Annotated in this window: 21 protein-coding genes; 14 read left to right on the top strand and 7 right to left on the bottom strand. The window is 74.0% G+C overall.

The features are described from left to right. The first annotated feature begins 8 nt into the window (after positions 1-8). The 4 genes from AB0G79_RS16015 (at position 9) to AB0G79_RS16000 (ending at position 5,500) form a co-directional block, all read left to right on the top strand. Positions 9-1,325 (top strand): lipase, encoded by a 1,317-nt coding sequence (locus tag AB0G79_RS16015; protein WP_360806526.1) that lies wholly within the window; start codon positions 9-11, stop codon positions 1,323-1,325. Between the two features lie 27 nt (positions 1,326-1,352). Then, positions 1,353-2,393: an alpha/beta hydrolase gene (locus AB0G79_RS16010; protein WP_360806523.1), complete on the top strand. Its 1,041-nt coding sequence runs from the start codon at positions 1,353-1,355 to the stop codon at positions 2,391-2,393. Continuing rightward, on the top strand, positions 2,390-3,859 hold the full coding sequence (locus tag AB0G79_RS16005) for a carboxylesterase family protein (protein WP_360806520.1): 1,470 nt from the start codon (positions 2,390-2,392) through the stop codon (positions 3,857-3,859). Before AB0G79_RS16010 ends, AB0G79_RS16005 begins: the two co-directional genes overlap by 4 nt. A 141-nt stretch (positions 3,860-4,000) precedes the next feature. Next, on the top strand, positions 4,001-5,500 hold the full coding sequence (locus tag AB0G79_RS16000; RefSeq protein ID WP_360806517.1) for an NCS1 family nucleobase:cation symporter-1: 1,500 nt from the start codon (positions 4,001-4,003) through the stop codon (positions 5,498-5,500). Here the strand turns inward: AB0G79_RS16000 and AB0G79_RS15995 are convergent. The 3 genes from AB0G79_RS15995 to AB0G79_RS15985 all read right to left on the bottom strand — a co-directional run bounded on the left by AB0G79_RS15995 (position 5,469) and on the right by AB0G79_RS15985 (position 8,858). Continuing rightward, positions 5,469-6,257 carry a serine protease gene (locus AB0G79_RS15995; RefSeq protein ID WP_360806514.1) on the bottom strand — a complete coding sequence of 263 codons (789 nt, stop codon included), beginning with the start codon at positions 6,255-6,257 and terminating at the stop codon, positions 5,469-5,471. The two genes, AB0G79_RS16000 and AB0G79_RS15995, sit on opposite strands and share 32 nt — an antisense overlap. 191 nt (positions 6,258-6,448) lie before the next feature. Then, a complete protein-coding gene (locus AB0G79_RS15990; RefSeq protein WP_360806511.1) occupies positions 6,449-7,504 on the bottom strand; it encodes a biotin/lipoate A/B protein ligase family protein in 1,056 nt (351 codons plus the stop codon). Positions 7,505-7,580: 76 nt separating this feature from the next. Then, positions 7,581-8,858, bottom strand: a complete 1,278-nt coding sequence (locus AB0G79_RS15985) for an MFS transporter (RefSeq protein ID WP_360806509.1) — start codon at positions 8,856-8,858, stop codon at positions 7,581-7,583. Between the two features lie 136 nt (positions 8,859-8,994). Here AB0G79_RS15985 and AB0G79_RS15980 point away from each other — a divergent pair, with 136 nt between their 5' ends. From AB0G79_RS15980 to AB0G79_RS15940, 9 genes are all read left to right on the top strand, one after another. Next, positions 8,995-9,318, top strand: a complete 324-nt coding sequence (locus AB0G79_RS15980) for a rhodanese-like domain-containing protein (protein WP_360806506.1) — start codon at positions 8,995-8,997, stop codon at positions 9,316-9,318. A gap of 100 nt (positions 9,319-9,418) precedes the next feature. Continuing rightward, entirely contained in the window at positions 9,419-10,807 is a 1,389-nt protein-coding gene (locus AB0G79_RS15975) for a rhodanese-like domain-containing protein (RefSeq protein ID WP_360806503.1), read from the top strand. Positions 10,808-11,134: 327 nt separating this feature from the next. Next, a complete protein-coding gene (locus AB0G79_RS15970) occupies positions 11,135-11,716 on the top strand; it encodes a rhodanese-like domain-containing protein (RefSeq protein ID WP_360806500.1) in 582 nt (193 codons plus the stop codon). Then, positions 11,713-12,624, top strand: coding sequence for a sulfite exporter TauE/SafE family protein (locus tag AB0G79_RS15965; RefSeq protein ID WP_360806497.1), 912 nt, complete (start codon positions 11,713-11,715; stop codon positions 12,622-12,624). The genes AB0G79_RS15970 and AB0G79_RS15965 overlap by 4 nt, the downstream gene beginning before the upstream one ends. 57 nt (positions 12,625-12,681) lie before the next feature. Continuing rightward, positions 12,682-13,518, top strand: coding sequence for an inositol monophosphatase family protein (locus AB0G79_RS15960; RefSeq protein WP_360806494.1), 837 nt, complete (start codon positions 12,682-12,684; stop codon positions 13,516-13,518). A gap of 94 nt (positions 13,519-13,612) precedes the next feature. Beyond that, positions 13,613-15,043, top strand: a complete 1,431-nt coding sequence (locus AB0G79_RS15955) for an NAD(P)/FAD-dependent oxidoreductase (RefSeq protein ID WP_360806646.1) — start codon at positions 13,613-13,615, stop codon at positions 15,041-15,043. A gap of 9 nt (positions 15,044-15,052) precedes the next feature. Beyond that, on the top strand, positions 15,053-15,673 hold the full coding sequence (locus AB0G79_RS15950; RefSeq protein ID WP_360806491.1) for an L-threonylcarbamoyladenylate synthase: 621 nt from the start codon (positions 15,053-15,055) through the stop codon (positions 15,671-15,673). 84 nt (positions 15,674-15,757) lie between these two features. Next, positions 15,758-17,233 (top strand): AlkA N-terminal domain-containing protein, encoded by a 1,476-nt coding sequence (locus AB0G79_RS15945; RefSeq protein WP_360806488.1) that lies wholly within the window; start codon positions 15,758-15,760, stop codon positions 17,231-17,233. Between the two features lie 9 nt (positions 17,234-17,242). After that, a complete protein-coding gene (locus AB0G79_RS15940; RefSeq protein WP_360806485.1) occupies positions 17,243-17,743 on the top strand; it encodes a methylated-DNA--[protein]-cysteine S-methyltransferase in 501 nt (166 codons plus the stop codon). A 9-nt stretch (positions 17,744-17,752) separates the two neighbouring features. Here AB0G79_RS15940 and AB0G79_RS15935 read toward each other — a convergent pair whose 3' ends face one another. Continuing rightward, positions 17,753-18,472, bottom strand: a complete 720-nt coding sequence (locus AB0G79_RS15935; protein WP_360806483.1) for a Sir2 family NAD-dependent protein deacetylase — start codon at positions 18,470-18,472, stop codon at positions 17,753-17,755. A gap of 65 nt (positions 18,473-18,537) precedes the next feature. Here AB0G79_RS15935 and AB0G79_RS15930 point away from each other — a divergent pair, with 65 nt between their 5' ends. Beyond that, positions 18,538-18,741 carry a type II toxin-antitoxin system VapB family antitoxin gene (locus tag AB0G79_RS15930; protein ID WP_360806480.1) on the top strand — a complete coding sequence of 68 codons (204 nt, stop codon included), beginning with the start codon at positions 18,538-18,540 and terminating at the stop codon, positions 18,739-18,741. Between the two features lie 43 nt (positions 18,742-18,784). Here the strand turns inward: AB0G79_RS15930 and AB0G79_RS15925 are convergent, their stop codons facing one another. The 3 genes from AB0G79_RS15925 to AB0G79_RS15915 are packed head-to-tail and all read right to left on the bottom strand — an operon-like array spanning position 18,785 to position 21,181. Beyond that, the gene (locus tag AB0G79_RS15925; protein ID WP_360806477.1) at positions 18,785-19,288 is read right to left on the bottom strand and encodes an NUDIX hydrolase; all 504 of its coding nucleotides are present in this window, start codon (positions 19,286-19,288) and stop codon (positions 18,785-18,787) included. Beyond that, positions 19,285-19,431, bottom strand: coding sequence for a hypothetical protein (locus AB0G79_RS15920; protein WP_360806474.1), 147 nt, complete (start codon positions 19,429-19,431; stop codon positions 19,285-19,287). The genes AB0G79_RS15925 and AB0G79_RS15920 overlap by 4 nt, the downstream gene beginning before the upstream one ends. A gap of 46 nt (positions 19,432-19,477) precedes the next feature. Next, positions 19,478-21,181 (bottom strand): BCCT family transporter, encoded by a 1,704-nt coding sequence (locus AB0G79_RS15915; protein ID WP_360806471.1) that lies wholly within the window; start codon positions 21,179-21,181, stop codon positions 19,478-19,480. Positions 21,182-21,264 lie beyond the last annotated feature (83 nt).

Raw genomic sequence — 21,264 nt, 5'->3', positions numbered from 1 at the left:
GGCCGGAGATGCCGCACGCGGTCGAGAGACGGACCCCGGGCCGCCGCTGGCGGCAGCGCGCCGCCCGCGCCCTGGCGGTGGCGGGAGTCCTCGCCGCCGTCGTGGCCCCGCCCGCCGCGGCCGGCGCGGCGGAAACCGCCGCCCCGCCCCCGTACCTCACCCTGGAGGCGACCTACGGAGCCGGGACCGTCGGCAACGGCTGGCAGAGCGTCGAGCGGTACGCCGACTCCACCACCGGCTTCCGCACCGAGGGGTTCCCGCCGGACGGCCGGGGCGACCAGGACGGCAAGCGCGTCACCTACTTCGGCGGCGTCTCCCGTCCCTCCTCCGGCAGGTTCCTCCTCTACTCGGCCCCCGGCTGGAACACCGGCACCCGCACCACCCCCGTCCTCCTCGTGCACGGGGCCAACGACACCGCCGACCGCGCCTGGGCCAACCCCGGCGAGTCCGGAGGCTACGGCTGCGGCGCCGCCACCTGCCCCTCCACCGGGCTCATGCAGTACCTCTCCGCGCGCGGCCACCGCGTCTTCGCCGTCGGCTTCGCCCACAAGCAGGGCGACAACCTCATGCAGGCGCAGATCGTCGGCGACGCCATCGCCGTCATCAAGGCCAAGCTCGGCGTCTCCCAGGTGGACCTGGTCGGCTGGAGCAAGGGCCAGATGTCGACCCGCGCGTACGTCTCGTCCGTGAAGCCGGGCTGGGGCCGCCCGTACGCCGGGGACGTCCGCCGCCTCGTCACGATCGGCGGCCCGAACGGCGGCTACGACTACCCGTACGCCCACGGCTGGGCCCACGACTTCTCCATCTGGCCCGCCTGCGGCGGCCAGGTCAACGCGCCGTCCCCGCACTCCCACATGACCTGCTACGGCACGTACACCGCGCGCCCCGAGTTCTCCATGACGCCGTCCAACGGTTACGACAACTACCCGGGCCAGCGCCAGATGCTCGCCCGCTGGGACGGGGTGTACGGAGTCGACGGCGCCGCCCAGGACTGGTACACGACGTACTACGGCGGCCAGGGCTTCTACACCGCCGGCGGCGGCATCCAGGCCGCCATCGACGCGGGCTCGCTCGTCGCCCCGCTGCACAGCGCTGGGATCCCCGCCTCCGTCCCCACCTACCTCCTCGCGGGCGGCTCCGCCGACATCGTCGGCATCTTCAACGAGAACCGCGGCCCGAGCGACGGCGTCGTCTTCGTCTCCAGCGCGCTCGACACCACCGGCATCGGCACCGTCGGCGGCAAGGCCACCGTCACCGGGGCCAACCACCTCGAACTCGGCTGGCACAGCTCGGTCACCGCGCAGATCGCCACCTGGCTCTCCTGAACGCCCGCTCCCGCGAAGGACCTCGACATGACGTCACTGCACACCCGCCGCGTGGCCACCGACCGCCTGACGCAGCAGATCACCGAGCTCGCCGACGCCCCGGCCGACGGCGAGGCCGTCGTCTTCGTCCACGGCAACGTCTCCTCCTCCACGTTCTGGCACTCCACCCTCACCGCCCTCCCGGCCGGCTACCGCCCCCTCGCCGTCGACCTCCGAGGCTTCGGCGGCACCGACGCGCCGCCCGTCGACGCCACCCGCGGCCTGCGCGACTACGCCGACGACCTCGGCGCCCTGCTCGACGCCCTCGCCGTCGAACGGGCCCACCTGGTCGGCTGGTCCATGGGCGGCGGCATCGTCCTCCAGTACCTGCGCGACCACCCGGAGCGCGTCCGCTCGCTGACCCTCGTCAACCCGGTCTCCCCGTACGGGTTCGGCGGTACGCGCGAGGCGGACGGCACCCTCAACTCCCCGGACGGCGCCGGATCCGGCGCCGGCACGGCCAACCCCGAGTTCGTCCGGCTCCTCGCCGAACTCGACCGCGGCGAGGACACCCCCCTCTCCCCGCGCTCCGTCCTCGCCGCCTGCTACGTCAAGCCGCCGCTGCGCTTCGACCCCGAGGTCGAGGACGCGTTCGTCGAGTCCATGCTCGCCACCCGCACCGGCGACGACCACTACCCGGGCGACAGCACGACCTCCGCCTCCTGGCCCGGCACCGCCCCCGGCACCCGCGGCGTCCTCAACTGCATGGCCCCCACCCACTTCCGCGTCGACGACCTGCACCTCGTCGAGCCCAAGCCGCCGATCCTGTGGGTACGCGGCGAGGACGACGTCATCGTCTCCGACACCTCGATCTTCGACCTGGCCCACCTCGGCTCGCTCGGCGCCGTGCCGGGCTGGGACGGCACGCCCGCCCAGCCGATGGTCGCGCAGACCCGCCACGTCCTCGACCGGTACGCGGCCGCGGGCGGCCGGGTCAGGGAGGTCGCGGTCGCCGACGCAGGTCACTCCGTCCACCTGGAGAAGCCCGAGGAGTTCGGCAAGGCCCTCCTGGAGGTCCTGTCCGCATGACCGAGCCGGTGACCGTGTGCGGTACGAGGCAGGGCGCGGTCCGTGGCCGCGCCCTGCCCGGCGGAGTGACGTCCTTCCTCGGCATCCCGTACGCCGCGCCGCCCGTCGGCGCGCTGCGGCTGCGCGAACCGGCCCCGCCGGAACCCTGGACGGGCGTCCGCGACGCGACGGCCCACGGCCCGACGGCGCCCCACGCGCCCTACGCGCCGCCGTTCGACGTCCTCATCCCCGAGAACCACGTCGCGGGCGACGACTTCCTGAACCTCAGCATCTGGACCCCCGCCCCGGAACCCGGCGCGGGGCTTCCCGTCATGGTGTGGCTGCACGGCGGGGCGTTCACCAACGGCTCCGGGTCGGCGTCCGCGTACGACGGCGCCGCCTTCGCCCGCGACGGCGTCGTCTGCGTCACGCTCAACTACCGCCTGGGCGCGGACGGATGGCTCCGGTTGCCGGGCCGCCCAGACAACCGGGGCCTGCTCGACCAGATCGCCGCCCTCCGCTGGATCCGCGAGAACATCGCCTCGTTCGGCGGCGACCCGGAGCGGGTGACGCTCTTCGGGGAGTCGGCGGGCGCGATGAGCATCGGCACGCTCCTCACCACCGGGGCCGCCCGGGGCCTGTTCCGCAGGGCCGTCCTCCAGAGCGGGGCCTGCCACCACTTCCTGCGCCCCGCGTCGGCGGCGCGCATCACCGCCCGCCTGGCGGAGAAGCTCGGCATCGCGCCGACGGCCGAAGCCCTCGCGGCCGTACCCCTCCCGGAACTCCTCGCCACCCAGGCCGAGTTGCGCGGCGAGGTCGGAGCCGACCCCGACCCGGCGCGCTGGGGCGAGGCGGCGCTCAACATCATGCCCTTCGAGCCGGTGCTCCCGGACCTCGTACTCCCCGGCCCCGACCCCGGCGTCGACCTCCTCGTCGGCAGCAACCGCGAGGAGTACCGCCTCTTCCTCGTCCCGACGGGCCGCCTGCCCGCCGTCCCGGAACCCGCGCTCCACGCCCTGACGGCCGCCTACGGCCTCGACCCGGCCGCCGCCCTCCCCGTCTACCGGGCCGGCCGCCCCGGCGCCACACCCGGCGAGCTGCTCTCGGCCGTCGCGACCGACTGGTTCTACCGCGTCCCCGCCGTGCGCCTCGCCGAGTCCGTACCCGGCACGCACCTGTACGAATTCGCTTGGCGCTCACCGGAGTTCGACGGCGAGCTCGGCTCCTGCCACGCCCTGGAGCTGCCCTTCGTCTTCGACCGCCTCGACGACCCCTCGTACGCACCGATGGTCGGCGACGACCCGCCGCAGGGCCTCGCGGACGCGATGCACGCGGCCTGGGTCGCCTTCGCGAAGACGGGCGACCCGGGCTGGAAGGCGTACGACGGGGTGACCCGGACGACGATGGTGTTCGCCGACGCGTCCGGGGGCACCCCGGTCGACGACCCGCGCCCGGGGGAGAGGCTCCTGTGGGAGGGGGTGCGCTGACGGTCGGGCCGTGCGGGCGCGTGTACGCGGGAACTCCGAGGGTACGACTAGAGCCACCCCTCGCACGCCCTGCGTGCGCCCCCACGCACGCCCCACGCACGGCCTCGTCGTTCCGCATCCCCGAACGAAGGGTTCCGCCGCATGACCGACACCGCACCAGCGGGCAGACGCGTCGCGTCCGACGCCTCCGCGACCGCCCCCGACGCCCGCTTCGCCAACGCCGACCTCCTCCCCGTCCCCGTGGCCCGACGCCAGTGGACCACGTACAACTTCGCCGCCCTCTGGGTCGGCATGGCGCACAACATCCCCTCCTGGATGCTCGCCTCCGGGCTCATCGCCCTCGGCATGGACGGCACGCAGGCCATCCTCACGATCGCCCTCGCCAACGTCGTCGTCCTGCTGCCGATGCTGCTCACCGGCCACGCCGGACCCCGGTACGGCATCCCCTTCCCGGTCCTCGCCCGCGCCTCCTTCGGCCTGCGCGGCGCCAACCTGCCCGCGCTCGTCCGCGCCGCCGTCGCCTGCGCCTGGTTCGGCATCCAGACCTGGATCGGCGGACAGGGCCTGTTCGTCCTCCTGGACAAGATCTTCGGCGGGAGCTGGGCGCAGGCCGAGCGGGTGGCCGGACAGCCCTGGCCCCTCTGGCTCTGCTTCGTCCTCTTCTGGGCGCTCGAACTCGCCATCATCCACCGGGGGATGGAGACCCTGCGCCGCTTCGAGAACTGGGCCGCGCCGTTCGTCGTCGTCGGCGCGCTCGCCCTCCTCGTCTGGATCACCGTCAAGGCGGGCGGATTCGGGCCGCTGCTCGACCAGCCGTCCCGGCTCGGCTGGGGCGCGGACTTCTGGCCGGTCTTCTTCCCGGCGCTCATGGGGATGATCGCCTTCTGGTCCACGCTCAGCCTCAACATCCCGGACTTCACCCGCTTCGGGAGGAACCAGCGCTCCCAAGTCCTGGGCCAGTCCCTCGGGTTGCCGACCACGATGACCCTCTTCGCCGTCCTCTCGGTGCTCGTCACCTCCGGCTCGCAGGCGGTGTACGGCGTCCCGGTCTGGGACCCGGTGGCGCTCGCCGCCCGGACCGACAACGTCTTCGGGCTCCTCTTCGCCCTCGTCACGGTCCTGGTCGCGACCCTCTCCGTGAACCTCGCGGCCAACGTCGTCTCCCCGGCCTACGACCTGGCCAACCTGGCACCGAAGACGATCGACTTCCGCAAGGGCGCGCTGATCACGGGAGTCGTCGGCGTCCTCGTCATGCCGTGGAAGCTCACCGCCACGCCCGAGCTGTACATCTTCACCTGGCTCGGCCTCGTCGGCGGCCTCCTCGGCACGGTCGCCGGCATCCTCATCGCCGACTACTGGATCGTCCGCCGCACGGTCCTCGACACCGAGGGGCTGTACCGCGCCGACGGCCCCTACTGGTACCGGGGCGGCTGGAACCCGGCGGCCGTCCTCGCGTTCGCCCTCGGCGGCGTCCTCGCGGTCGGCGGCTCCCACTCCGCGCCCGGCACCGGACCCTTCCCCGAGGACGGCCTGATCCCCTTCCTGAAACCGCTCGCCGACTACGGCTGGGCGGTCGGCCTCGCGGCCTCCCTCCTCCTCTACACGGCCCTCATGCGGCGGTCGTCCGCCCGATCCAGCTGAGGTAGGACGAGACCCGGGTGTTCACGGCCGGACTCTCGGTCGCGCACCCCTTCCCGTACGAGACGAGCCCGACGACGTACGGCCGTCCGGCGACCCGGTGCACGAGCGGGCCGCCGGAGTCGTACACGCAGGTGTCGCGGCCGGGGGAGTACGTGCAGAGCTGCTCCGCCGTGACGGCGGTCATGCCCCGTGCCACGCAGGCCGCGTTCCCCATCGTGTCGAGCGCGACGACCCGCAGCACGTCGGAGGTGCCGCCCCCGTAGGAGGTCGCGCCCCAGCCGGGCGCCTCGACCCGCACGTGGTCCAGGGACCCGTGAGCGGACGGGTCCGGCAGCCCGACCGGACTCACGTCGCGGTTGTACGCGACCGGCCGGGCGAGCCGGACGAGCGCGATGTCGTTCCGCTGGGCGGCCGGGTCGTAGCCGGGGTGGACGAGGAACCGGTCGGGCGGGGCGAGCACGGCGTTCGGCGCGTCGTCGCGCACGGTCAGGTCGTGGTCGCCGAGCAGCACCCCGACCCGGGCGGTGTCGGCGTACGCCCCGGTGAGGCAGTGCGCGGCGGTCAGCACGTACCGCTCCGAGACGAGCACCCCGCCGCACATCACCCGCCGCTGTTCGAGGTCGACGAGCCCGGCCATGAAGGGGAACTGGTGCGGGACGGCCTCCTGCCCGCCGACGACCGCGTGCGCGGCCCCCGCTCCGAGGGGGGTCACGGCCGCGAGGACCGCCCCCGTCGTCGCGGCCAGGAACCGTCTCATCCGTCCCACGGTGTCTCCGAACTGCCGGCAGCGGTGTTCCGGGGCCGGAACCGTCTGCGGAGACGTTTCCTCAGCCCGTCCCGACTTCAACGATCAAGGAGGGACGGAGTCACCGGTCCGCGTCGGGACGCCACCCCGGGCCGTGCGCGGCCACCGCCGCGTCCCGGGCCGGACACGAGGAGGCCCGGCCCCTACGGCACCCGTGCCGTCCACTCCGCCGTGCCGAACTTCCTCTCCGCCAGCTCCTCCGCGCGGGTCAGCTCGTCCTCCGTGACGGCGCCCTCCGTCAGGCCGTAGCGGCCCCGGAAGGAGGCGATCATGCGGTCGATGACGGCCTCGCGCGGGAGGCCCGTCTGGCGGCGCAGGGGGTCGACGCGCTTCTTGGCGCTCTTCGTTCCCTTGTCGGAGAGCTTCTCGCGGCCGATGCGGAGCACCTCCGTCATCTTGTCCGCGTCGATGTCGTACGCCATCGTCACGTGGTGCAGCACCGCGCCCTCGCCCGCCACCATCCGCTTCTGCGCGGCGCCCGCGATCTTGCCGGCCTCCGTCGCGATGTCGTTGAGGGGCTGGTACCAGGCCTTGATGCCCATGTCGCCGAGCGCGCCCAGCACCCAGTCGTCGAGGTAGGCGTAGCTGTCGGTGAAGGAGAGGCCCTGCACGAGCGCGTCGGGCACGGAGAGGGAGTACGTGATCGTGTTGCCGGGCTCGATGAACATCGCGCCGCCGCCGCTGATCCGGCGCACCACCTGGATGCCGTGGCGCTCGGCGGCCTCGGGGTCGACCTCGTTGCGCAGGGACTGGAAGCTGCCGATCACCACCGCGGGCGCGCCCCACTCCCAGACCCGCAGGGTCGGCGGGCGGCGGCCGGCCGCGACCTCGGCGGTCAGGACCTCGTCGAGCGCCATGTGGAGGGCGGGGGAGCGCGGCGTCTCGTGGATGAGCTGCCAGTCGTAGTCCGTCCAGTCCGTGGCGTGCGCGAGCGCGCGCCGGACCGCGACGCCGACGCCCTCGGAGGTGAGGCCGTACATCTGCGTGCCCGCCGGCAGCGCGGCGTCGATCCGCGCCGCGAGCCCCGCGGCGTCGGTGTCGGCGGGCGCGCCCTCCAGGGCCCGGTCGATGGCGAGGATCGCCTCGTCGGGCTCCAGGAAGAAGTCCCCGGCCACCCGGACGTTCCGGAGCACGTCGTCCTCGACGTCCAGGTCGACGACGACGAGCTTCTCGCCGGGCGCCTTGTACTCACCGTGCACCGCTTCGTTCCCTTCCCTCGGGACCCGGACAGATCCCTGCATACCGTCCCTTGCACTGTAGGGCAGCCCGCCCCGGTCAGGGGCGGGGCCGGTCGGTCATCCAGCGGGCGGCGAGGAGGCCCGAGAGCGCGGTGAGGACGGCGGCGGCGAGGACGGTCGCGTCGAGCCCCAGCGCGTCGGCGAGGACACCCGCGACCAGGGCACCCGCCGCGTACCCGACGTCACGCCAGAAGCGGTACGTGCCGAGCGCGTGGGCCCGCCAGGAGGGGTGGGCGTGGTCGGAGACCGAGGCGATGAGCGCCGGGTAGACGAGCGCGGTGCCGAGGCCCAGGCCGACGGCGGAGAGGACGCCGGCGAGCAGCGGGCGGTCGAGGAGCGTGAGGGCGAGCAGGAGGGCCGCCGCCTGGACCAGCATGCCGGTGACGACGAGCGGCTTGCGGCCGACGCGGTCGGCGAGGTGGCCGGCGGGGATCTGGCCGACGCCCCACAGCAGCGGGTAGAGGCCCTTGATCAGCCCGATGGCGGCGATGCCGAGGCCGTGGTCGGCGAAGAGCAGCGGGAAGACGCCCCAGGTCAGGCCGTCGTTGAGGTTGTTGACCAGCCCTGCCTGGCTGGCACCGCGGAGGGAGCGGTCGCGCCACGAGGTCCGGGTGAAGGTCTCGGCGAAGGGGGGCTCGCCGACGCCCGGCGGTGACGGATGGCGGGCGAGTTCGAGCGCCAGGTGGGCGGCGGTGTCCTTGGCCCGGAGGGACAGGCCGAGTCCGGCGGCGAGGAACACGACGCCGACGAGTTCGGGCGCGGGCCGCAGCCCGTACCGCGTGGCGAGCCAGCCGGTGAGCAGGGCCGTGGCGCCGACGGAGACGTACCCGGCGGCCTCGTTGAGCCCGGTGGCGAGCCCCCGGCGGGCGGGTCCCACGAGGTCGATCTTCATGTTGACGGTCATCGACCAGGTCAGCCCCTGGTTGACGCCGAGCAGGACGTTCGCGGCCACGATCCACCACCAGGACGGGGCCCAGGCGAGGACGAACGGCACGGGGGTGCCGATCACCCAGCCGGCCAGGAGGAGCTGCCTGCGGCGGAAGCGGGCGGTGAGGACGCCGGCGGCGAGGTTCGTGAGGGCCTTGGCGAGGCCGAAGGCGACGATGAACGAGAAGACGGCGAGGTTGCCCGTGAGCCCGAAGACCTCGGTGCCGATCAGCGGGACCGTCGTCCGTTCCAGGCCGACCAGCGCCCCGACCGCCGCCGTGACGACGACGAGCAGGGCGAACTGCCCCCGGTTCTCCCGAAGCCCGAGCCGGACGGCGCCCGGGTCGGTTCCCGGGGCGGGCCGCTTCGTGGTGGTGTGGCTGTACATGCAGCTCACCATACCCCTGGGGGTATTAATGCTCTGTGGCGAGGGATACCTGGGGGGGTATTTGACGCAGCCTTCCGGCCCTGACTAAAGTCCATGCCATAAGTACCCCGGGGGGTATCCGAAAGGGTGATCTTCCATGCGTGAAGTGGATCTGGACGCCTTCGCGTCCGAGCTGGCGGAGGGCGCCTTCGCCATCGACGTACGAGAGCCGGACGAGTTCGCGGCGGGCCACGTGCCGGGAGTCCGGACCGCACCGCTCTCCGAGCTGGGTGCCCACCTCGCCGCGCTGCCCGCCGACCGGCCCGTCTACGTCATCTGCGCGAGCGGCAACCGGAGCGCGTGGGCCGCCGAGCACCTGGAGGCCGCCGGCTTCTCCGCGCTCTCGGTCGCGGGCGGCACCTCCGGCTGGGTCCGCACCGGCCGGCCGGTCGTCCGCGGCGCGGACGCCCACGCCGCCTGACCGCACACCGGGCCGCCCGAACGGGCTCCCGTCGCTCGACCCGCAGTTCCCCCTCCCGCAGGGCTCCGCCCTGCGCGTGCCTTCCCTCGAAAGGAACGCCGTGTTCTTCGCCCAGTACTACCTCGACTGCCTCTCCCAGGCGTCCTACATGATCGCCGACGAGAAGACCCGCCGGGCCGTGGTCGTCGACCCGCGCCGGGACGTCTCGGAGTACCTCGCCGACGCCCGCGCGCACGGCTTCACCGTCGTCGGCGTGATCAACACCCACTTCCACGCGGACTTCGTCGCCGGCCACCTGGAGATGGCGGCCGAGACGGGCGCCTGGATCGGCTACGGCTCGCGCGCCGAGACCGAGTACCCGATCCGGCACCTCGCCGAGGGCGAGCGGATCGCCCTGGGCGACGTCGTCCTGGAGGTCATGGAGACCCCCGGCCACACCCCGGAGTCGATCAGCGTCCTGGTGTACGAGCGGGCCGCGGACACCGTCCCGTACGGCGTGCTCACCGGCGACGCGCTCTTCATCGGCGACGTCGGCCGCCCCGACCTCCTCGCCTCCGTCGGCGTCACCGCCGAGGAGCTCGGCGCCATGCTCCACGACAGCGTCCAGCACAAGCTGATGGGCCTGCCGGACGAGGTCCGGGTCTTCCCCGCGCACGGCGCCGGATCCGCCTGCGGCAAGAACCTCTCGACGGAGAAGTCCTCCACCATCGGCGACCAGCGGGCCACCAACTACGCCTGCGCGCCGATGGGCCGCGAGGAGTTCGTCGCCCTCGTCACCGCCGGCCAGTCGGCCGCGCCCGGGTACTTCGCCTACGACGCCGACCTCAACCGCAAGGACCGCACCCTGTACGACGCCACCGCCGCGGCCCGGCCGCTCGCGCTCGCCGAGTTCGGCGGACTGCGCGCCGGGGGAGCGGTCGTCGTCGACGCCCGCGACCCGCAGGAGTTCGCGGCCGGGCACCTCGCCGGCGCGGTCAACGTCCCGGCCGACGGCCGCTTCGCCGAGCAGGCCGGCACGGTCCTCGACCCGGCGGACGAACTCGTCGTCATGGCCCCGCAGAACCGCGAGGAGGAGATCGTCACCCGCCTCGCCCGCATCGGCTTCGACCGGGTCGCGGGCTACGTCCGCAACCCCGAGGACGCCCTGCGGGTCATGGCCGACGAGGTCGCCCCGGCCAGCCGGGTCACCGCCGCCCACCTCAAGGAGGCCCTCGCCGGGGACAACCCGCCCCTGGTGGTGGACGTGCGCACCTGCGGCGAACGCCAGGCGAACGGGTTCGTCCCCGAGGCCCTCCACATCCCGCTCAGCGAACTGCCCGCCCGTACCGGCGAGCTGCCCGCCGACCGGCCGCTGGTCCTGCACTGCGCGGGCGGACACCGCTCCTCCATCGCCGCCAGCCTGCTCCGCCACCGAGGCTTCCGCGACGTCTCCGACATCCTCGGCGGCTGGGCCGCCTGGGCCCTCGCGACCGAGTCCGCGGCTGTCTGACGGTCCTGCGGACCGCCGGGTCCGCGGCTGTCCGACGGTCCTGCGGACCGCCGGGTCCGCGGCTGTCCGACGGTCCTGCGGACCGCCGAGCCCGCCGCCGTCCGACGGACCCCCCCGACCGCCGGCGCGGTCCGGATGCACCCCCCGTCCGGCCCGCGCCGGCTCCCGGCGAGGGGCGGAGGCCGCACTGCCTCCGCCCCTCCGCCCTTCCGCCCTTCCGCCCCGTCGCGGGCGCGGGCCCGCCGCCCCGCCCGCGACGGCCCACCCCCTCCAGCAGACACGCACAGCCCCCTTCCCCGTACCTCTCCTCCCCCCCCGGAGTCCCGCATGAGCGCCGAGCGCACCGTCCAGTCGATCAGTCCCGCCCTCCTCCTCCGCCTCGTCCAGGAGGGCCGCGCCCCGCGCCTGCTCGACGTCCGCACCCCCGGCGAGTTCCGTACCGTCCACATCGCCGGCTCGTACAACGTCCCCCTGCACACCCTGCGCGAGCACCGCGCGGAGCTGCGCTCCCACCTGGACGAGGAGGTCGTGCTCGTCTGCCGTTCCGGGCAGCGGGCCCGCGAGGCCGAGAAGGCCCTCGCCGAGGCCGGCCTGCCGAACCTCCGCGTCCTGGAGGGCGGCATGAACGCCTGGGAGGCCGCGTCGGCCCCCGTGGAGCGGGGCGCCGAGCGCTGGGACATGGAGCGTCAGGTCCGCCTCGTGGCGGGCTCGATCGTGCTCGCCACCGGCCTCGTGGGCGTCCTCGTCCCCGGCGCCCACCTCGTCGGCACGGCCGTCGGCGCCGGCCTGACCTACGCCGCCCTCAGCAACACCTGCGCCATGGGCGTCCTGCTCTCCAAGCTCCCCTACAACCGCGGCCCCCGGACCGACGTCCGCACCGTGATCGCGGAGCTGCGGAGCGCGTCGTGACCGCCCTGATCGTCGCGGTCTCGCTCCTCATCGGCGTCAGCCTCGGCATCCTCGGCGGCGGAGGGTCGATCCTCACCGTCCCGATCCTGGTCTACCTGGCCGGGCAGGACACAAAGGAGGCCATCGCCACCTCCCTGTTCGTCGTCGGCGTGACGAGCCTCGCCGCACTGGTCCCGCACGCGCGGGCCCGCCGGGTGCGGTGGCGGACGGGACTGCTCTTCGGAGCCTTCAGCATGGTCGGCGCCTACGGCGGCGGCCGGCTCGCCGAGTACGTCCCCGGCACGGTCCTGCTCGTCGCCTTCGCGCTGATGATGCTGGCCACCGCCGCGGCGATGCTCCGCAAGCCGCGGGAGGGCGCGCGGAAGAAGGCCGGTCCGGACCGCGGCGACCTGCCCGTCGGACACATCGCGGTCGAGGGCCTGGTCGTCGGCGCCGTGACCGGTCTGGTCGGCTCCGGCGGCGGATTCCTCGTCGTCCCCGCCCTCGCGCTCCTCGGCGGACTGCCCATGGGCATCGCCGTCGGCACCTCGCTCCTCGTCATCGCGATGAAGTCCTTCGCCGGACTCGCCGGGCACCTCTCCGGCGTCTCCGTCGACTGGGGCGTCGCCGTGACGGTCACCGTGGCGGCGGTCGCCGGCAGCCTCGTCGGCGCGCGCCTCGCGGGCCGCATCCCGCAGGACGCGCTGCGCAAGGCCTTCGGCTGGTTCGTCGTGGTGATGGGCGTCTTCGTCCTGGCCCAGCAGCTCGACCCCGCCGTCTGGACCCACCCCGCCACCTCGGCGGTGCTCGGAGCGGCCGTGAGCGCCGCGGTCGTCAGCCGCCTCTGCGCCCGGTCGAGGACGGCGCCCCCGGCGCCGGTGTCCTCGGGGCCGGCGCCCCGGGGCCACCAGGATCCGGCACTGGAGTGAACGACGGATGAAGGAGGCCGCGTTCCCGTTGTCGGACGGGCGTGCTTAGCTGGAGGCATGATCGAAGACTTCCTTGAGCACGTCCTCGGCGGCCGGACGACCGAGGTGGAGGAGGCGCTCCGCAAGGCGGCCGCCGCCGAGATCATGCCGCGCTTCCGGCAGCTCGCCGAGCACGAGATCCTGGAGAAGAACGGGCCGCACGACCTCGTCACCGTCGCCGACCGGGGCGCCGAGCTCCACCTCACCGCCGCCCTCACCGCGCTGCTCCCCGGCTCGGTCGTCGTCGGCGAGGAGGCGGTCCACGCCGACCCGTCGGTGTACGAGGCGCTGCGCGGCGACGCGCCCGTCTGGATCGTCGATCCGGTCGACGGGACCCGCCAGTTCGTCCACGGCGACCCCGCGTTCTGCACCCTCGTCGCGCTCGCCGTGCGCGGCGAGGTCCTCGCCTCCTGGACCTTCGCCCCCGCCCTGGACCAGATGGCCGTGGCCGTGCGCGGCCGCGGTGCCACGCTCAACGGCGAGGCGATGCGGTCCGGTTCGCCGGAGCCCGGCGAGGTCCTGGAGGTCGCCACCTCCCACCCCGACTACACGACCCCGGACCAGAAGCGCGCCCTCCTCGGCCTCCGGGTCGACGGCGTCGCCCCGCGCCCCTGCGGCTCGGCCGGGCTCGAATACCTCGCCGTCGCGCGCGGACTCCTCGCCGGCACCGCCTTCTCCTGGGAGCTCGCGTGGGACCACGCCGCCGGACTCCTCCTGGTCGCCGAGGCCGGCGGGGTGAACACCACGGTCGACGGGGAGCCGTTCCGCGTCACCGGGGGCAACGCCCTGCCGTTCACGGCGGCCCGCGACACGGCGACCGCCGAGCGGATCCGCTCCCTCCTCCGGGGGGAGTGAGGGGCATCTCCAGGGGGAGCGAGCGGCGGACGGCCCCGGCCTATCCTGAGGTCCTGGTGGCACCGGCTGACGAAGGAGTCCGAAGGTGACGAACGTGACGTCGATGCTCGATGCCGTCGTCGTGGGGGCCGGCCCCAACGGGCTCACGGCCGCCGTCGAGTTGGCCCGGCGCGGCTTCTCCGTCGCCGTCTTCGAGGCCGAGTCCACCGTCGGCGGCGGCGCCAGGACCGAGGAGCTCACCCTCCCCGGCTTCCGCCACGACCCCTGCTCCGCCGTCCACCCCCTCGGCGCCGGTTCGCCCGTCTTCAAGACGATGCCGCTCGACCGGTACGGCCTGGAGTGGCTCCACCCCGAACTGCCCATGGCCCACCCGTGGGACGACGGCACCGCCGCCGTCCTCGCCCGCTCCGTCGCCGAGACCGCCGCCTCCTTCGGAGCGCACGACGCGGGCGCGTACCGCCGCCTCGTCGCCCCCTTCCTCGGCAGGTGGGACACCCTGGCCCGGGACTTCATGCAGCTCCCGCTCACCGCCCTGCCGAGCGACCCCGTCACCCTCGCCCGCTTCGGCCTCGCCGGACTGCCGCCGTCCACGTGGCTGATGCGCCGCTTCCGCGACGAGAAGGCCCGCGCGCTCTTCGCCGGACTCGTCGGCCACGTCATCGCCCCGCTGAGCGGCATCGCCACCGGAGCCGTCGGCCTCGTCTTCGCGCTCGCCGCGCACGCCGGCGGCTGGCCCATGCCCCGGGGCGGCTCCCAGTCGATCTCCGACGCCCTCACCGCGTACCTGAAGGACCTCGGGGGCGCCGTCCACACCGACTTCGAGGTCAAGCGCCTCGACGACCTCCCGCCGGCCCGCGCCTACGTCTTCGACACCTCGCCCACCGCCCTCGCCCGCATCGCCGGCTTCGGCGGCCACTACGACCACTACCGGTACGGCGCGAGCGCCTTCAAGATCGACTACGCGCTCGACGGCCCCGTCCCCTGGACCGCCGAGGAAGCCCGCCGCGCCGGTACGGTCCAGGTCGGCCCCACCGCGGGGGAGATCGGTCTCGCCCTGCGCCAGGCCTCCTCCGGCACCGCCCCCGACGCCCCCTTCCTCATCACCGCCCAGCCGAGCCTCGTCGACCCCTCCCGCGCCCCCGAGGGCAAGCACGTCTTCTGGGCGTACGGGCACGTGCCCAACGGCTGGCGCGGCGACCTCACCGAGGCCGTCGAGCGGCAGGTCGAGCGCTTCGCCCCCGGCTTCCGCGACCGCGTCCTCGCCCGCGCCACCGCCGGCCCGCCCGAACTCGCCGCGCGCAACGCCAACTACGTCGGCGGCGACATCGCCTGCGGCGCCGCCCGAGGCCTCCAGCTCCTCCTGCGCCCGACCCTCTCCGCCCGCCCCTACGCCACCCCGCACCCGGCCGTCTTCCTCTGCTCCTCCGCCACCCCGCCCGGCCCCGGCGTGCACGGCATGTCCGGGCACAACGCGGCGAAGGCCGTCTGGCGCCGCCTGCGAAGCGGTACCGCCGACCGAAAATAGACTGTCCCCATGGCCAAGTACTTCGACGTGCACCCCGACAACCCCCAGCCGCGCACCATCGGCTCGGTGGCCGACAGCATCCGGAACGGTGCGCTCGTCGCGTACCCCACCGACTCCTGCTACGCCCTCGGCACCCGGCTCGGCAGCCGCGACGGCATCAGCCGCATCCGCGCGATCCGCGACCTCGACGACCGCCACCACTTCACGCTCATGTGCCAGAACTTCGCCCAGCTGGGCCAGCTCGTGCACGTCGACAACGACGTGTTCCGCGCGGTCAAGAACGCCACCCCCGGGGCGTACACCTTCATCCTGCCCGCCACCAAGGAGGTGCCGCGCCAGCTCCTCCACCCCAAGAAGAAGACCGTCGGCGTCCGCATCCCCGAGCACGTCGTCACCCAGGCGCTCCTCGCCGAGCTCGGCGAACCGCTGCTCTCCAGCACGCTGCTCCTCCCCGACGAGGACGAACCCCTCACCCAGGGCTGGGAGATCAAGGAACGCCTCGACCACCAGGTGGACCTCGTCCTCGACTCCGGCGACTGCGGCACCGAGCCGACCACCGTCGTCGACTTCTCCAGCGGCGAGCCCGAGATCGTCCGCCGGGGGGCGGGCGACGCCTCCCGCTTCGAGTAGGAGCCGCGCACGGAGTGCGAGGGGGCTGACGCTGATGTCGTTTTCTCGCCAGCCCCCGCGCCCTCCGTCCCCGATCCTGGAGTCATGCACCACGACACCGAGCGCTGCGTCAGGGCCGTCCAGTCGAAGGACGCCCGTTTCGACGGCGTCTTCTTCACCGCCGTCCGCACCACCCGGATCTACTGCCGGCCCAGCTGCCCGGTCGTCCCGCCCAAGCCCGAGAACATGGAGTTCCACCCCAGCGCCGCCTCCTGCCAGCGCGCCGGGTTCCGGGCCTGCAAGCGGTGCCGCCCCGACACCAGCCCCGGCTCGCCCGAGTGGCACGTCAGGGCCGACGCCGTCGCCCGCGCCATGAGGCTCATCCAGGACGGCGTCGTCGACCGCGAGGGCGTCCCCGGCCTCGCCAGGCGGCTCGGCTGGTCCACCCGCCAGATCGAGCGCCAGCTCCTCGCCGAGCTCGGCGCCGGACCCCTCGCCCTGGCCCGCGCCCAGCGCGCCCAGACCGCCCGCGTCCTGATCGAGACGACCCCCATGCCGCTCGGCGAGGTCGCCTTCGCCGCCGGTTTCGCCTCCATCAGGACCTTCAACGACACCGTCCGCGAGGTCTTCGGCCTCACCCCCGGCGAACTCCGCGCCCGCGCGGCCCGGCCCCGCCCCGAGACGGCGGCGACCCCCGGCGTCATCACCCTCCGCCTCCCGTTCCGCGCCCCCCTCGAACCCTCCAACCTCTTCGGCCACCTCGCCGCCACCGCCGTCCCCGGCGTCGAGGAGTGGCGCGACGGCGCCTACCGCCGCACCCTGGCCCTCCCGTACGGGCACGGCATCGTCGCCCTCGCGCCCCGCGCCGACCACATCGCCTGCCGGCTCTCCCTCACCGACCCCCGCGACCTCACCCACGCCATCAGCCGCTGCCGCAGGCTCCTCGACCTCGACGCCGACCCCGTCGCCGTCGACGACCGGCTCCGCGCCGACCCCGTCCTCGCGCCCCTCGTCGACGCGGCCCCCGGCCGCCGCATCCCCGGCAGTGTCGACGCCGCCGAGTTCGCCGTACGGGCCGTCCTCGGCCAGCAGGTGTCCACCGCCGCCGCCCGCACCCACGCGGCCCGGCTGGTCACCGCCCACGGCACCCCCGTCGAGGACCCCGAGGGCGGCCTCACCCACCTCTTCCCCGGCCCCGAGGTGCTCGCCGGGCTCGACCCCGAGACCCTCGCGCTGCCCCGCAGCCGCCGCACCACCCTCCTCACCCTCGTCGGCGCCCTCGCCGACGGCTCCCTCACCCTCGGCCCCGCCGACGACCGCGAGGAGGCCCGGGCGAAACTCCTCGCCCTGCCCGGTTTCGGCCCCTGGACCACCGAGATCATCGCCATGCGCGCCCTCGGCGACCCCGACGCCTTCCTCCCCGGCGACCTCGGCATCCGCCGCGCCGCCGTCGGCCTCGGCCTCCCCGGCTCCCCGGGCGCCCTCACCGCCCGCGCCGCCGACTGGCGCCCCTGGCGGGCCTACGCCGTCCAGTACCTCTGGGCGACGGACGACCACCCCATCAACCACCTGCCGGCCTAAGGATCCCCCATGCCGACCATCCAGCACACGGTCGTGGACAGCCCGTACGAGCCGCTGACCCTCGTCGCCGTCGACGGCGTCCTCAGCCGCGTCCACATGACCGACCAGCGCCACCGCCCGCCCGAGGAGACCTTCGGCGAGCCCGACCCGCGCCCCTTCGGCGAGGCGATCCGCCAGCTCGACGCCTACTTCGCGGGCGGGCTCACCGAGTTCGACCTCCCGCTCCACCTCGTCGGCACCCCGTTCCAGCTGCGCGTCTGGGAGGAGCTCCGCCGCATCCCGTACGGGGAGACCCGGACGTACGGCGAACTGGCCGAGGCCCTCGGCAACCCCGCCGCTTCCCGGGCCGTCGGCCTCGCCAACGGCAAGAACCCGGTGAGCATCGTCGTCCCCTGCCACCGCGTGATCGGCACGGGCGGCAGCCTCACTGGGTACGGCGGCGGGCTGGCCCGCAAGCAGCGCCTGCTGGCCTTCGAGGCGGGCACGGCGGAGCCGGACGGGCTGTTCTGACCGGAGGGATCAGCGGAGCCGGTCGAGCAGCGCGGGCAGCGCCGTCCCGATCGGCTCGCGCACGAGCTCGTCGGCGACGGGGTCGTACGGCGTCGGCTCGGCGTTCACGATGACGAGCCGGGCGCCGTGCTCGGCCGCGATCCCGGCGAGCGAGGCGGCGGGCTGCACCTGGAGGCTGCTGCCGACCACGACGAAGACCTCGGTGGCCTTGGCGATGGACATCGCCTGCCCGAGCACCCCGGGGTCGAGCCGCTGCCCGAACATCACCGTCGCCGACTTCAGGATGCCGCCGCAGACCCGGCACGCCGGATCGTCCTCACCGGCCCGCACCCGGTCGAGCGCCTCCGCCATCGACGAGCGCGCGTGGCACGCCGTGCACACCACCGACCGCGCGGAGCCGTGGAGTTCGACGACCTTCCGCTCCGGCATCCCGGCGGCCTGGTGCAGCCCGTCCACGTTCTGGGTGATGACCCGCACGGCGTTCCCGCTCGTCCGCTCGTACTCCGCGACGGCCCGGTGCGCGCCGTTCGGCTCGGCCGTCAGCACCGGCCCGTCGAGCCGCATCCGCCAGGAGCGGCGGCGGATCTCCGGGTCGCTCATGTACGGCCCGTAGGTGACGAGCCGCTCGGCGCCGGGGTCCCGCCGCCACAGCCCGTCGGGCCCCCGGTAGTCGGGGATGCCGGAGTCCGTCGAGATACCCGCCCCGCTGAGAATCGCCACCATCGTCATGGCGAGGACGATAGGCACCCCGAAACCGCTCCCGCCAACGGCTTTCCGGGTGTTACGTTCGCGGCATGGCCAAGGTGAACATCGCGCTCGACGCCGAACTCGTCGTGGAAGTCATGGTCCTGGCGGGGGTCGGCAGCCCGCAGGACGCCGTGGAGGCGGTCGTCCGCGACTACATCGCGCGCGGACACCGCACCGAGGCGATCGTCGCCGACCGCACCGACCCGCAGGGCCGTCACGACGTGCTGCCGCCGGAGCCCCCTCAGGGCTGAGGCCACGTGAGACCCCGGCCCCCGGGACCGGACTCCCGGAGCCTCAGGAGACCGCCGGGAGTCCGTTCTCCAGCTCCACCGGGCCCCGGCCCGTCTCCACGGCGTCGAGCGCGGCGAGGACGCGGAGCCCCAGGGTGCCCGGCAGGTGGGCGGTGACCTCCGCGCGGTCGATCAGCTTCCAGGAGAGCAGCTCCTCCTCCTGGAGCCGGATCGCCGCGAACCGCTCCTCGGTCAGGACCCCGCCGTCGTACACGTACGCCACGATCGGCGGCCGCGGCCGCGGCTGCGTGCCCTGCACCCAGTCGACGGCGAGCAGGGGTCCCAGCTCCACGTCGAGGCCGATCTCCTCGGCGGTCTCCCGGCGGGCGCCCTGCCGGGGCGTCTCGCCCGTGTCGGACTCGACCGTGCCCCCGGGCAGCGCCCAGCCCTCGCGGTAGTTGGGCTCCACGACGAGGACGCGCCCCTCCGCGTCCCGGAAGAGCGCGGCGGCGCCGGCGAGCACGCGCGGGAGACTGGCGATGTACGTGGCGTAATCGGTGGTGGTCATGGCGTCAGCGTAGCCAGCCGGAGGGTCGCCCCGTACGCGCCGTGCTCGGCGGGCTTGCCGAGCACGTTCCCGGCGGTCCGGCCCGTCCGGCCGCCCAGGATCCGGTCCCGGAGGAGGTCGTGCTCCCCGAGCGTGGACCCCATGCCTCCGGTGTACCGAGAAGGGCGGCCGGACGCGCGCCGGGGAGGGTCAGCCCTTGCCGTCCTGGGGCGGCTCGGAGTCCGTACGGGCCTTCGCGGCCCGCCGCAGCCGGTGGTGGCGGTCGCCACCGCCCTGCTCGGTCATGGCCTCGCCGACCAGGGCCCGCACGGCGTCCCGCATGCCGTGCATCGGGTGGTGCCGGACGGGTCCGGCCCCCGGGTCCTCGCGCAGTTCCCGGACGAGTGCCCAGCACAGCGCCAGCATGACGACCACGAACGGCAGGGCCACCAGGATCGTCGCCGTCTGGAGCGAGTTCAGACCGCCCACGACGAGGAGGACGGCGGCGACGGCGGCCATGAGGATGCCCCAGGTCACGACGAGCCAGGTCGGCGGGTGGAGCGAGCCCCTGCTCGTCAGCGAGCCCATGACCAGCGAGGCCGAGTCGGCGCTCGTGATGAAGTACGTCATCACCAGGATCATCGCGAGGACCGAGGTGACCGTGCCGATCGGCAGCGCCTCCAGCATCGCGAACAGCGAGGCCTCGGCGCCGTCCTTGACCGCCCCGGCGAGGTCCGCCGCGCCGGTCGTCTCCAGGCGGATCGCCGTACCGCCCATCACGCAGAACCACACCACCGTCGCGCCGGACGGCACGAGGAGGACGCCCACCAGGAACTCGCGGATCGTGCGGCCGCGCGAGATGCGGGCGATGAAGGTGCCGACGAACGGCGCCCACGACAGCCACCAGGCCCAGTAGAAGATCGTCCACGCGCCCAGCCAGTCGGGGTCGCTGAAGGCGCCCGTCTGGCTCGCCATCGGCAGCAGGTCGTGCAGGTAGCCGCCGACGGAGGCCGGGATCGTGTCGAGGATGTAGACCGTCGGGCCGAGCAGGAAGACGAAGACCATCAGGCAGCCGGCGAGGACGATGTTCAGGGTGGAGAGCCACTTCACGCCCTTGTGCAGGCCCGAGAAGGCCGAGAGCACGAAGGCCGCCGACAGCGACACGATGATGATCAGCTGGGTGGCGGTGGAGTTCTCCACGTCCATCGTGATGTTCAGGCCCTCGGCGACCTGGAGCGCGCCCAGACCGAGGCTCGTCGCCGTGCCGAAGACCGTCGCGAACACCGCGAGCAGGTCGATGGCCTTGCCCGGCCAGGAGTTCGCCCGCCGCTCGCCCATCAGCGGCACGAAGGCCGAGCTGAGGCGGTTGCCGCGGCCCTTGCGGAAGCCCGCGTACGCGAGGGCGAGGCCCGCGATGCCGTAGATCGCCCACGGGGTGAGCGTCCAGTGGAAGAACGAGTACTCCATGGCCGTACGGGCCGCCTCGCCGGTCCCCGCCTGCGCGCCGCTCGCCGGGGGCGGGCTCAGGAAGTGCTGGAGCGGCTCCCCGACGCCGTAGAACATCAGACCGATGCCCATGCCGGCGCTGAACATCATCGCGATCCAGGCCAGGTTCGTGAACTCCGGCTCCGAATCGTCCGCGCCCAGCCGGATCCGGCCGAAGCGGCTCAGCGCGATCACCACGCAGAGGACGAGGAAGGTGTCGGCCGCCACGACGAACAGCCAGGCGAAATTGGACAGCACCCAGTCGAGGGCGGAGGACGAGGCGCTGTCGAAGGAGTCCTCGCCCAGCGCCGCCCAGGCGACGACGGCGACGACGGCCGCGATTCCGATCCCGATGACCTTGCCGTCCGGCCTGCCGTCCGGAACGTCGGGCGCGTCCGGCGCGTCTGGAGCGATCTTTTCCGTACTCATGTGACCCCACTATGGTGCGGAATATCGCTTTATCAGGGGGTGGCACGCCGTCCGGGCGTACGGATAGGGTCGGCGCTGGCGCG

The sequence above is a fragment of the Streptomyces sp. NPDC020807 genome (assembly GCF_040641575.1).
GTDB lineage: Bacteria > Actinomycetota > Actinomycetes > Streptomycetales > Streptomycetaceae > Streptomyces.
Note: the sequence above shows the minus strand (reverse complement) of the source record. Positions and strands in the feature narration are given on the sequence as shown.